We start from the raw sequence: 13,299 nt of genomic DNA, 5'->3' as shown, positions 1-13,299 counted from the left end.
CCATAAATTAGACAATAGAACGAGCTATATTTTTTAGGCATCCTTTTTGTTTACCTTTACTCAAAAAAAACAGGGTATAATGCGCATTTTCTTCAAACATTTTATTTGTCTATTATTTTTGCAAAATTTAGTTGCCCAAGTACAAGTAGAAAAAAATCCGCCAGAAAATATTAAGTCCATCGTTTTTAAAGGACCTACGGAAGATCAATTTCCTGTAATTAAAATAGGAGAACCCCTCTACCTAGAATTCGATGACATTTTAGCAAACGAGCAAGACTACTATTATAAAGTAATTCATTGTGATTATGATTGGACACCATCTTCATTATTAAAGTCTCAATACATAGACGGCGTTGACAATCAACGTATAACGGACTATGAAAATAGTTACAGCACCCTACAATCTTATTCCAATTACCAGCTGACCATACCCAACGACAACGTTCGGCTAAAAGTAAGCGGCAACTATTTAATAGCAATTTACAATAGCTACAACGAGCTACAGTTTTCAAGAAGATTTGTAGTATATAAGGATATAGTATCAGTCGCTACTGAAGTAAAGCGTTCTAGAGATTTTAATTTCATCAACGAAAAGCAAGTGGTACAATTTAGCATCACTTCTGGCTCATTAAGATTAATCAACCCAAAGAAAGAAGTAAAAGTAGCCATATTACAAAATCATTATTGGCCAACTGCCATTACCAACATTGTACCTCAATATACCATTGGCAGTGAACTTGTATACAAATACGATCAAGAAACCGCTTTTTATGGCGGCAACGAATTTTTACTTTTTGACACGAGTGACTTACGAGCACCTAGTTCACAGATTTCTAGCATTGACCTTACCGATCTATACAATCATTACTTGTTTTCCGACGATTTCAGAAACGACAAGCCTTACACATATTTTCCTGATATTAATGGTGATTTTGTCGTTAGAACCTTGCAAGGCGACAATGCCTCTAGAGAAGCTGAATACACCAATGTTTATTTTAGCCTTCCTTACACCGAATATATTGCCCTAGATGACGTGTATATTTTTGGCAAATTCAACAACTACGCGCTAACGGACGAAAACAAAATGGTCTACAACGAAAAGAACGGCATGTTAGAGGCTACCTTAAAAATGAAACAAGGTTTTTACAATTACAAATACGCTGTTAAAAGCGGAGACAACATTAAATTAAATGATGTTGGAGGCAACTTTCATTTCACCGAAAATACCTACTTAGTATTGGTATATTATCGCAACTTTGGAGATATGTACGACAGTATTATAGGTATTGGCTCTGCCAATTCTAGAAATATCACCAACTAGATGTATATTTACGTTTTTCATCATTTATGGAAAACAAACCAACCATTCAACAAAAAGGGAGATTTAAACTAAAATACAGAGGTGTAGACTGCTTAAACTGTGGTCACCCGCTGGAATTAAGCGACAAATACTGCCCTAATTGCTCACAAGCCAACAGCACAAAAAAACTTACTCTTTTAGATTTTTTTGAAGAGTTTTTAGCAAATTACTTTTCTTACGATTCTAAATTGTGGAAAACCTTAACTGCCTTACTCTTAAGACCAGGTAAAATAACAAGGGAATACATTAGCGGTAAGCGCCTTTCATACACCAATCCTTTTCGTTTTCTACTGAGCTTATCTATTATTTATTTTCTAATTATCAGCTTTAGCAGCGAATTTGAGTCTTTTAATAAATTTGGCTACGAAACAAGAGAACCAATTATTGACCTTCAAACAGAATTTGATAAAATTGAATTTGAAAATGAAGAAGAACGGCAGCTTGCCTTAATTCAAATGGATTCGCTTAAAATAAATAGTTTTTTTAAAAATCAAATGAGTAATAAAGACTCTACTATTTTAGCAAATCCTAAGTCTTATTTTAAAGAAATTAATACAGAAGATCTAACACGCCGCTTTCTTGGCAAAATAGACTTCTTTAACACCATTATTAAGCACGATACCATTTATTATTTTGAACAAGGATCAACTAAATTTAAAATACCAGAAAACAAAGAAAATGAAATGGCATTTAACTTAGCCAGTAGCTTGGTTGATATTGAAAAGCGTCCTGGTTCATTTTTAAGTTCATTGATTTCAAAATTACCATTCACTACATTTTTCTTTCTACCATTCTTTTCCTTTTTCATTTGGATGGTCTATATCAGAAAAAAATACACTTATACCGATCATTTAATCTTTAGCTTTCACAATCAGTCTTTATTATTTATCTTGCTCATTGTTAGCAATTTGCTCAATGCCGTATTCAATTTTAGAAGCGAAGGAGTGTTTATTTTAATTTTCGCCATCTACCTTTACAAAGCAATGCGCAATTTCTATCAACAAGGAAGAGTTAAAACGGTTATAAAGTATTTTTTCCTGAACATGATATTTTTTATCTTAGGGACATTAGCGATAACCATACTAATAGCACAAAGCGTATTTACATATTAAATATGATGATAACACAGGTTACTAAAGGCATAAAAATTTCGGTTCAAACTACTTTTGAAGGTACGTTCTTTAAAAACTACAAAATGCACTATGCATTTGGGTATACCATTACTATTGAGAACCAAAGTAAAGACGCCGTACAGCTAACCTCTCGTCATTGGAAAATATACGACTCTTTAAATGACATGGAAACCTTAGACGGTGAAGGTGTTATTGGTAAAAAACCGGTAATTCAGCCAGGAGATTCTCATACATACAATTCAGGCTGCTTACTTACTTCGCCTATTGGTGCAATGAAAGGTCATTATAACATGGTTACCATGAACAATACTGAGAAATTCAGGGTCTATATTCCTACTTTTAAATTTAGCGCACCTTTTGCTTTAAACTAAACCCTTTTACTCTTTTTATAGTTTTTAGTCCAATACCCTTTTAGTACCTTTGGTCAACTTTTTAATATAAAAATTTAGACAATGGGTAAAGGATTTTTTCAAGTTCCTGCAGCATTTAATGAACCAATTAAAAGCTATGCTCCTGGATCTCCTGAAAGAGAGGCAGTTTTGGAACAATACAAAGCATATTTCAACAATAAGATAGATGTACCAATGTACATTGGCTCTGAAGAGGTACGCACTGGCAATACTAAGCCAATGTCCCCACCACACGATCACAAGCACATTGTTGGTACTTACCACACAGCAAATAAAGAAAATGTACAGTCCGCAATTGATAACTGCTTAGCATCTAGAGATGCGTGGGCTAATTTAACATGGGAACAGCGTGCTGCAATTTTCTTGAAAGCAGCTGAATTAATTGCCGGTCCTTACCGCGCAAAGATCAACGCGGCCACCATGATTGCACAATCTAAAAATATTCATCAAGCAGAAATAGATGCAGCTTGTGAATTAATTGACTTTTTACGTTTTAACGTAGAATACATGTCTCAAATTTATGCAGAGCAACCAGATTCTGCTGAAGGTATCTGGAACCGAGTAGAATACCGTCCTTTAGAAGGTTTTATTTATGCAATTACCCCATTCAACTTTACCGCTATTGCCGGAAACCTTCCTGCAAGTGCAGCAATGATGGGTAACGTTGTTGTTTGGAAACCTAGTGATTCTCAGGTTTTTTCCGCTAAAGTTATTGTTGACATCTTTAAAGAAGCAGGTTTACCTGACGGAGTAATCAATGTTGTTTATGGTGACCCGGTAATGATTACTGAAACCGTATTGGCTAGCCCAGATTTTGCAGGTATTCACTTTACAGGTTCTACACATGTTTTTAAAGAACTCTGGAAACAAATCGGAAACAACATACACACCTATAAAACATATCCAAAAATAGTTGGTGAAACTGGTGGTAAAGATTTTATTCTTGCACACCCTACCGCTAACACTAAACAAGTAGCTACAGCTATTTCTAGAGGAGCATTTGAATTTCAAGGTCAAAAATGTAGTGCTGCTTCAAGAGTATATTTACCAAAATCTACTTCTAAAGAGATTCTAGAATATGTTAAAGCAGATATAGCTTCTTTCAACAAGCCAGGTTCTCCTGAAGACATGAGCAACTTTATTACAGCTGTAATTCACGAAGGTTCTTTTGATAAATTGGCGAAGTATATTACACAAGCCAAAGAAGACAAAAATGCAGAAATCTATGCAGGTGGTTCTTTTGACAAATCTAAGGGTTACTTTATTGAGCCTACGGTAATCTTGACAACAGACCCTAAGTATACAACAATGGAAACAGAATTATTTGGTCCCGTTGTTACTATCTATGTATATGATGATAAAGATTGGAGCGAAACTTTACAGTTAATAGACGGTACTTCTGAGTATGCATTGACCGGTGCTGTACTTTCACAAGATAGATATGCAATTGACGAGGCTACTAAAGCATTACAAAATTGCGCGGGTAACTTCTACATCAATGACAAACCTACAGGTGCTGTAGTTGGTCAGCAACCATTTGGTGGAGCAAGAGCTTCTGGAACAAATGACAAAGCAGGATCGGCACAAAACTTATTACGTTGGGTATCTCCACGATTAATTAAGGAGACTTTTGTTACTCCTGTTGATTATAGGTATCCGTTTTTAGGATAAAACAAACTAAAAGGCTGAATTTAAATTCAGCTTTTTTTTGGTACTTAACCAAAACATATAGTACATTACTACTTTTGAAACATATTTAAATTAACCATAACACACTAATTATGAAAAAGTTACTTATCACAGTATTCTTATGTATTGGATGTTTCTCTTATGCACAAGAAGAACTAACACAAAACACTATCAAAACAGTTTTAGAAGGAAATCAGTCTCAAGTCATTCAACTAGCTGAAGCCTTCCCTGAAGATAAATACGACTGGAGACCTGCAGAAGGTATTAGCTCTGTAGGCGAAGCGTTGCTACATGTTGCCGGTGGAAATTATTTTTTAGCTTCTAAATTAGGATTTGCACCACCAGAAGATGTCGATGTTATGAACCTTGGTAAAATCACAGGAAAAGAAAACATCATCGCAGCACTAAAAAAGTCGAATGAATTTGTTCTTAAAAATATCACGAAGGTGGAAGACGGAACTTTAAACGATGAAGTCGATTTTGGTTTTATGAAATCTAACAAACTAGGCGGACTACTAGCTATCATGGAGCATAATGGAGAACACAAGGGTCAACTAATTGCCTATGCAAGAAGCAATGATGTGGTACCACCATGGAGCAAATAAGATTTTTACAATCCTTAAAAAAATGCCCGTTAACTTGTTAGTTGACGGGCATTTTTCATTAATTAAGAAATATTAACACTCCATAAATGCAATATCAATGTAAATTTAACGTTAATTAATTGTAAACTAAGAGTAATTTCCCGTAATTTATACTTCATTAAAAATCAATTGCTTATGACTATCAATAGTATTAGATTACATATCACCTGCATTCAGATTCATTCTTGGAATTATCTAAAGGAGTTTGCCCGTAAATACAAAAAGGCCTACTACAGCTCTTTTCTTCTTTAAAAGATGTGCTTAGCCTTTATATTTTAACGGCAAATAGACCATTTTCTTTGTCTCAAAGAAATCTTCCTTAAAATAATCGGTCAAATTATAAATTTCAGCCGTTTTATAGTCTTTTAATTCCTCGGTTAAATCACCACCTTTTAAATACAATATTCCATTACGAATAGGGTGTTTAGATTCCTTTTTAATTTTTCCTTTTATCCAGTGTACAAAAGTTGGCATTGCCGCCACTGCTCTACTGACAATAAAATCGAATTTACCAGGTATCTCCTCTACCCTTGCGTTTATGGTAGTAACATTTGTTATTTGTAAGCCGTCAACCACCTCGTTTACCACTTTTATTTTCTTTCCTATAGAATCTACTAATGTAAAATGAACTTCAGGAAATAAAATTGCCAATGGAATACCAGGAAAACCACCGCCAGTCCCAACATCAAGTATAGACGAACCATCTTTAAATTCTATAAATTTTGCAATACCCAAGGAGTGCAATACATGCCTTAAATAGAGTTCATCTATATCTTTTCTTGAAACCACATTAATTTTTTGGTTCCAATCTTTATATAATTCCTCAAGTTTCTCAAACAATTGTTTCTGATGTTCAGATAAATTGGGAAAATTTTCAAATATGATTTCAGCAGTCATCCGTATATTTGTAAATAGATATTATTAGTATTATAACTAATGCAAAGATTTAGCTTTTAATTAAGCTATCAAACTATTATAGATTCAATTACATTATATTAAGTAAAAGATTACCGAATTATGGAACAAAATATCATTCGTTTCCCTAGAACAGATTCTGCAAAGTTCTTTAAAACTTTAAACAGCAGAGTTAACAATTATTTCAAAACAAACAAATTAAAGAAAACAGGCAACTGGAAATTACATTTAAAAACCGTAGTAATGTTTGCGCTTTTTCTTGCTCCTTATTTTTTAATACTAACCTTAGGCTTGCCAAACTGGGCAAACATTCTATTAACCATTGTTATGGGTATTGGAATGGCCGGTGTTGGTATGAATGTTATGCATGACGGTAACCATGGCGCATATTCTAACAAGAAGTGGGTCAACAAATTAATGGGCAGTAGTATTTATATTCTAGCGGGTAACGTATACAACTGGCAAGTTCAACACAACGTACTACACCACACATACACCAACATTCATGAACACGATGAAGATATGGAAGCGGGTAGAATTTTACGTTTTTCTAAACATGCAGAATGGAAAAAGCATCATAGATTTCAGCATTTTTACTCTGTTTTCCTGTACGGATTACTAACATTTAACTGGGCGATTACAACAGATTTTCAACAGATGTACCGCTACATGAAACGCAAATTATCTTATGGTAAATTGCCAAGCGCCACCATGAACTGGAGCACCTTAATAGTTACAAAATTATTATACATTACTATATGGATCGTATTACCAATGTTGATTCTGGATATTGCATGGTGGAAAATATTAATCGGATTCTTTTTAATGCATTATGTTGCCGGGGTAATATTAAGTGTGGTATTTCAATTAGCACACATTGTAGATGATGCAGATACGCCATTACCAGACGAATCTGGTACAATGAAAAATACTTGGGCCATTCACCAATTGTTTACTACTGTAAATTTTGGTACCAAAAACAAGATTGTCAATTGGTTTACCGGTGGATTAAATCACCAAGTTGAACATCATATATTCCCTAACATTAGCCATGTACATTACACAAATATTTCGAAAATTGTGAAACAAACGGCACAGGAATTTAATTTACCATATCACGAGTATAAAACTACTAGAAAAGCTATAATTTCGCACTTTAAGCATTTAAAAGAATTAGGCAAAGAGCCCACATTACAATACTAGAAATTAAAAGCAACCATGAGCAATCAACTTTCGGACAGAATTAACAGCGTTACACCGTCAGCTACTTTGGAAATGGCCGCTAAGGCCCGTGAATTAAGAGCACAAGGAAAAGATATTATTGGTTTAAGTTTAGGGGAACCAGACTTCAACACTCCAGATTACATAAAGGAGGCTGCCATACAGGCAGTAAATGATGACTATAATTCCTATACTCCAGTTGATGGTTACGTAGAGCTTAAAAAGGCAATTATCACTAAATTCAAGAGAGACAATAACCTTAGCTACGAGCCTTCTCAAATTGTAGTATCTACAGGAGCCAAGCAGGCTTTATATAATGTTGCCCAAGTTATCTTGAACCCACGTGATGAAGTTATACTTCCATGTCCTTATTGGGTTAGCTATAGCGATATTGTAAAATTAGCAGATGGCGTACCAGTAGAAGTTCCTACTTCATTGGAGAACGATTTTAAAATGACTCCAGAACAGTTAGAGGCTGCGATTACATCTAAAACAAGAATGTTATGGTATAGTTCTCCTTGTAACCCTAGTGGATCAATTTATAGCAAAGAAGAATTACGAGCACTTGCAGATGTACTTAAGAATCATCCTCAAATTATTGTAGTTAGTGATGAAATTTACGAGCACATTAATTATGGTGTTACCGCACACGCTTCAATGGCGGAGTTTGAAGACATGTATGACCGTACCGTTACCGTAAACGGAGTTGCAAAAGCATTTGCAATGACCGGATGGCGTATTGGTTACATTGGTGCCCCAGCATATATTGCACGTGCAACAAACAAGCTACAAGGTCAAGTTACCAGTGGTGCCAACTGTATTGCTCAGCGTGCAGTTATTACTGCCCTAGAGGAATCGCCAGACCGTATTCAATATATGGTAGATGAATTTAAAGAAAGACGTAAGCTTATTCTAGGTTTACTGAACGAAATTGAAGGTTTTAAATGTAACGAACCTGAAGGTGCTTTTTATGTATACCCAGATGTAACCGCTTACTTCGGCAAGACATTTAATGGCACTACAATAAATAATGCTTCAGATTTTTCTATGTACATACTAGAAGCTGCTAACGTTGCCACCGTAACAGGTGACGCCTTTGGTAACGGAAACTGTATTCGTATTTCTTATGCGGCATCAGTTAAAGAAATTAAAGAAGCGATATCAAGAATAAAAGAAGCGTTGAAATAAACCTCAACATCTTAATAGAACAAAAAAGTCCCTTCATATGAAGGGACTTTTTTTTATGTTTTATACTTACTTTATTTAAGTTGATTTCCAGAAATATGGTGTCAGTAAGATAAGTACTGTAAATAATTCTAGTCTACCTGCCAACATTAAAAATCCACACCACCACTTTGCCAATGCGGGCAAACTATTAAAATTACTTACAGGATTTAAACTACCCAATGCCGGACCAACATTACCCAATGAGGATGCCGCGCCACCAATGGCAGATTCAAAATCTAATCCTAAAAAGCCCAGCACTAATGCTCCAATGATAAACAACAACATATAGAGCACAAAGAACCCTATAATATTATATACAATTTTCTCTTTAACAGTCTTATTATTATATCGCACAGGAATAATGGCATTGGTATGCAATGTTCTTTTAAACTCCAATACACCATTCTTAATAATTAAAAGGTGCCGCATTACTTTTATACCACCTGCCGTTGATCCCGCAGAACCGCCTAAAAAGAACAAGCCAAAGAAAAATACCGTTAAAAAGGGTGTCCATTGCGTAAAATCCGCACTTACGAAACCTGTGGTAGTAATTACCGAAATTATCTGAAACAATGAATGCCTGAAAGCACTTTCTGCCTTACCTAACACCATTGGGTAACCAGGAGTGAGCTCTGTAATATTTGCTTGGTAATAAACCACTAGAGCTACTATAATAGTAAACACAACAGTAAAACCTGCATAATATTTAAACTCTTCATCTTGTATTACTTTCTGAACTTTCCCTTTAAATGCGAAATAGCTCAATACAAAATTACTACCTGCCAAAAACATAAAGAATATAATAATATACTGTATCATCGGCTGATCGTTATAATAAGCGACACTTGCATTCTTTGTTGAAAAACCACCTGTTGACAAGGTTGCCATTGCATGGTTGATGGCATCAAAAAATGACATACCGGCAACTTGCAACAAAATAGTTTCTGCCACGGTATATCCAAAATAAATTAACCATAGACGTTTTGCCGTATCGGTTATTCTTGGGTGCAATTTATCACCTGTGGGCCCAGGAGCTTCCGCAGAAAACAACTGCATACCACCAATACCCAGCAACGGTAATATAGCTATAGCCAAAACGATAATACCCATACCCCCAATCCAGTGGGTTAGGCTACGCCAGAAAAGAATACCTTCTGGCATTGCCTCAATATCATCCATTATTGAAGCTCCTGTTGTTGTATAACCGGATATAGTTTCAAAAAAAGCGTTTGTAACCGCAGGCAATGCACCAGAGAACAAGTACGGCAACATACCTGAAATAGACATTACTATCCACCCAAAAGAAACTATGATATAACCTTCTTTTTGCTTTACTTCTTTTTTATGACCTCTAGTATAGTACATCATAAAAACCCCTACGAACATAGTGGTTATAGATGCAAGTGCAATACTTAACGTAGCGCCATCTTGGTATATACCACTGACAACTGCCGCTAAAAGCATAAAGCCTCCGTTGCATAGCAATAGAAGCCCCATTATATGAATTATGATTCTTAAATTAAGTCGCATCTTAAAGGAACATTCGTTCTATTTTAGGAATCTCAGAAGGCAGACAACAAACCACTACCCTATCTCCTTCCTGTATTTTAAATCCACCAAGTGCAATATGACCTTGACCATCTCTTACAACGCCACCAATTGTAGCCGCCTTAGGGAAGTCCAATTCTCTTATAGTTGCTCCTGTCACCTTAGAATTTCTTTTTACAATAAACTCTAAAATTTCTGCATTCAAATTGTTTAAACGCATTAAAGCTACCACTTCACCTTTTCGTATATGCCTGAATATATTATTTGCGGCAAGAAGTTTTTTATTGATCAGCGTATCAATACCTATGGAATGTGATAATTGAAAATAATCCATATTTTCAACCAAGGCAATAGTCTTCTTTATATACTTAGATTTTGCAACCAAACATGACATTATATTGGTTTCAGAATTTCCGGTTACCGCAATAAAGGCATCCATAGATTCTAAACTTTCTTCATCTAGCAACTCAACATTTCTACCATCACCATTTATCACCAATGCATTTGGCAGTTCATCTGCAAGATCAAAAGCTTTCTCTTTATTTTTCTCAATCAACTTTACGTTGAATTTATTAGCACAAAGATCTCGAGCAGTTTTATAACCTACCTTACTACCGCCAAGAATCATAACATTCTTGATTTCAGCTTTCTTCTTACCTGTTAACTTGTATAGTTCGTCTACACCTTTTTTTACAGTTATAAAGTACACCTGATCACCTTCTTTAAAAAGGGTATCTCCCCTAGGTATTACCGTATACTGTGTACCGGTACGCTGTAAAGCAATTGGCATGAAGTGTAATTCTGGGAAAATTTTAGCAGCTTCTTTCACTTGTTTACCTACAAACGGTGCAGATTTCAACAACGATACACCCACCATTATCAACTCACCATCTTCAAACTCATAAGTATCGTTAAAGGCAGATTTGTTTAGAAGCATCTGAATTTCAGTTGCAGCTAAAGCTTCTGGAGATATCAATTCATCTATACCTAGATCTGAAAACCTCAACAAGTCTTTGTTCTTTATAAACTCGGTATTTGATATTCTGGCAATAGTTCGCTTACAACCTAATTGCTTAGCCAACATGCAAAGGGTCAAGTTCGTTGTCTCAGAAGAAGTTACCGCAATAACCAAATCTGAATCTTTTACCTGAGCATCGATCAATACCGCAATAGAAGTTGCATCACCTTTTAAAACTCGTATATCTAGATGATTATCTGCATAAGCAAGACTTTCTTTTTTAGAATCGATTAAGGTAATATCCTGTGATTCATAGGATAGCAATTTGGCTAAATGAAAGCCTACTTCCCCAGCACCAGCAATTATAATCTTCATTTATTTTATTAGTCCGCTAAACATCAAGCACTAATTTTCTTCTCTTAACTATTACTTATACTTAAAAGTAGACTTGAAAACAATAGCATTTATTATGGGGCAAAATTACATAATTAAATTAGTTTAATCTTTATTTTCAATTCTTTAACCCATCAATTACCAACCTAACTGATTAAAAAGTAATTAAGCATTAGCTATATTGTATATTTGCCAAAAAAATAGCTAAAAAATGCCCCAAAAAGTCACTCCGTATAAAGATTCTGAATTAGGAAAGAAGGAACAGGTTACTAAAATGTTCGATACTATTTCTAAAAATTACGATGGTCTAAACCGTGTAATTTCTTTTGGAATAGATATTAAATGGCGTAAAAAAGTGGTCGAAATCTTAAAAAAAGAAAAACCACAGTCTATTTTAGACATTGCTACCGGTACCGGAGATTTGGCTATTGCCCTAGTTAAAACTGGAGCAAAAAAGATTGTAGGTCTAGACATCTCACCTGGCATGCTAGCCGTTGGAAAAGAAAAGGTAACAGATAAACAATTGGACAGCACTATAGAAATGGTGGTTGGTGATAGTGAGAAACTAATTTTTGAAGACAACTCTTTTGATGCGGTAACAGTATCTTTTGGAGTACGAAATTTTGAAACACTGAATACCGGTATGGCAGAAATTTTACGTGTTTTAAAACCAAACGGAACACTGGTCGTATTAGAAACCTCCGTACCCACTAAAACCCCATACAAACAGGGCTACAGTTTTTACACTAAAAACATTCTTCCCTTAATTGGAAAATTATTCTCAAAAGACGATTCTGCTTACGGCTATTTAAGTGAATCTGCTTCTGTTTTTCCACATGGCGAAAACTTCAACAATATTTTACGCGAAATTGGGTTTATAGATGTAACGAATAAACCTCAAACATTTGGGGTTGCATCAATTTATGTTGCGAAAAAAGGCTAATCTATATCTTTAGCATACTCACAATATATTTTTGACGTTTTACAATCGTAAACCAGGATATATGAAGAAGTGGTTTTTTATAAGCCTAACGTTGTTGATTACGAATTTAGTAAGTGCTCAATTCAACGAAAGTCCCATATTGAATAAGCAAAACGAAGATAAGAAACTCTTAAACTGGGGTTACTTCCTTGGTTTAAATCAGTATGATTTTAAATTTGACTATAAAGACGAATTAGGATTTGACGCTTCTGGTAAAGACCTAACAACTGTCCAAGTTGCAAAGTCTTTTGGATTTAATGTTGGATTAATTGGTGAGGTGCGAATTAATGAATTCTTAGATGTTCGTTTTGAACCAGGCTTGCACTACGGGTCTAGACTATTAGGATTCCCTTCTCCATTAATTGAAGAAGATGACGCCCTGGTAGAAGTGAAATCTACTTACATTAATTTCCCTCTGCTATTAAAAGCAAGCACTAGAAGATACGGAAACTTTAAACCTTTTCTTTTAGGCGGTGTATCTACCGGACTAAATCTAGGTAGTAACGAAGAAAGTCTTGACGACAATGAATCTGGTACCTTTAGAATGAAAAAATGGGTTTACAACTATGAACTTGGTTTTGGAATTGATTTTTACTTAGAGTACTTTAAATTCACCCCTTCTATTCGTGGTGTTTTTGCCATAACCGATGAACTAGTTCCAGACAATGACCCCAACAGTCCATTTACAGGAAACATAGAATCTCTAAAAACGCGAGGGATTTTCATCAACTTCACTTTTGAATAGCAATTAGCAATTAGCAATTAGCAATTAGCAATTAGCAATTAGCAATTAGCAATTAGCAATTAGCAATTAGCAAT

General features: G+C 35.0%; 12 protein-coding genes. 9 read left to right on the top strand and 3 right to left on the bottom strand.

Annotation, left to right across the window (positions count from 1 at the left end):
- Positions 1–79: 79 nt before the first annotated feature.
- The 5 genes from PXD56_RS18230 (at position 80) to PXD56_RS18210 (ending at position 5,197) form a co-directional block, all read left to right on the top strand.
- Positions 80–1,321, top strand: coding sequence for a type IX secretion system plug protein (locus PXD56_RS18230; RefSeq protein WP_276494758.1), 1,242 nt, complete (start codon positions 80–82; stop codon positions 1,319–1,321).
- Between the two features lie 26 nt (positions 1,322–1,347).
- A complete protein-coding gene (locus tag PXD56_RS18225) occupies positions 1,348–2,472 on the top strand; it encodes a DUF3667 domain-containing protein (protein WP_276494757.1) in 1,125 nt (374 codons plus the stop codon).
- A 5-nt stretch (positions 2,473–2,477) separates the two neighbouring features.
- Entirely contained in the window at positions 2,478–2,864 is a 387-nt protein-coding gene (apaG, locus tag PXD56_RS18220; protein ID WP_276494776.1) for a Co2+/Mg2+ efflux protein ApaG, read from the top strand.
- 81 nt (positions 2,865–2,945) lie between these two features.
- Positions 2,946–4,574, top strand: coding sequence for an L-glutamate gamma-semialdehyde dehydrogenase (pruA, locus tag PXD56_RS18215; RefSeq protein WP_276494756.1), 1,629 nt, complete (start codon positions 2,946–2,948; stop codon positions 4,572–4,574).
- A gap of 110 nt (positions 4,575–4,684) precedes the next feature.
- Positions 4,685–5,197, top strand: a complete 513-nt coding sequence (locus PXD56_RS18210; protein WP_276494755.1) for a DinB family protein — start codon at positions 4,685–4,687, stop codon at positions 5,195–5,197.
- 300 nt (positions 5,198–5,497) lie between these two features.
- Here the strand turns inward: PXD56_RS18210 and rsmG are convergent, their stop codons facing one another.
- Positions 5,498–6,133, bottom strand: a complete 636-nt coding sequence (gene rsmG / locus PXD56_RS18205; protein WP_276494754.1) for a 16S rRNA (guanine(527)-N(7))-methyltransferase RsmG — start codon at positions 6,131–6,133, stop codon at positions 5,498–5,500.
- Positions 6,134–6,253: 120 nt separating this feature from the next.
- On the opposite strand from rsmG, the gene PXD56_RS18200 reads away from it, so the two are divergent.
- Both PXD56_RS18200 and PXD56_RS18195 read left to right on the top strand, forming a co-directional pair.
- A complete protein-coding gene (locus PXD56_RS18200) occupies positions 6,254–7,354 on the top strand; it encodes a fatty acid desaturase family protein (RefSeq protein ID WP_276494753.1) in 1,101 nt (366 codons plus the stop codon).
- Positions 7,355–7,369: 15 nt separating this feature from the next.
- Positions 7,370–8,560 carry a pyridoxal phosphate-dependent aminotransferase gene (locus PXD56_RS18195; protein ID WP_276494752.1) on the top strand — a complete coding sequence of 397 codons (1,191 nt, stop codon included), beginning with the start codon at positions 7,370–7,372 and terminating at the stop codon, positions 8,558–8,560.
- Positions 8,561–8,635: 75 nt separating this feature from the next.
- Here PXD56_RS18195 and PXD56_RS18190 read toward each other — a convergent pair whose 3' ends face one another.
- Together PXD56_RS18190 and trkA are read right to left on the bottom strand one after the other, a co-directional pair.
- Positions 8,636–10,129 (bottom strand): TrkH family potassium uptake protein, encoded by a 1,494-nt coding sequence (locus tag PXD56_RS18190; RefSeq protein WP_276494751.1) that lies wholly within the window; start codon positions 10,127–10,129, stop codon positions 8,636–8,638.
- Between the two features lies 1 nt (position 10,130).
- Entirely contained in the window at positions 10,131–11,480 is a 1,350-nt protein-coding gene (gene trkA / locus PXD56_RS18185; protein ID WP_276494750.1) for a Trk system potassium transporter TrkA, read from the bottom strand.
- A 229-nt stretch (positions 11,481–11,709) separates the two neighbouring features.
- Between trkA and ubiE the strand changes: the two genes are divergently transcribed.
- Entirely contained in the window at positions 11,710–12,441 is a 732-nt protein-coding gene (ubiE, locus tag PXD56_RS18180) for a bifunctional demethylmenaquinone methyltransferase/2-methoxy-6-polyprenyl-1,4-benzoquinol methylase UbiE (RefSeq protein WP_276494749.1), read from the top strand.
- A gap of 61 nt (positions 12,442–12,502) precedes the next feature.
- Positions 12,503–13,225 (top strand): type IX secretion/gliding motility protein PorT/SprT, encoded by a 723-nt coding sequence (porT, locus tag PXD56_RS18175; protein WP_276494748.1) that lies wholly within the window; start codon positions 12,503–12,505, stop codon positions 13,223–13,225.
- Positions 13,226–13,299: the final 74 nt, after the last annotated feature.

This window comes from Maribacter zhoushanensis, assembly GCF_029350975.1.
GTDB lineage: Bacteria > Bacteroidota > Bacteroidia > Flavobacteriales > Flavobacteriaceae > Maribacter > Maribacter zhoushanensis.
The sequence above is the reverse complement of the archived record's forward strand: the minus strand, read 5'-3'. Positions and strand labels throughout refer to the sequence as shown.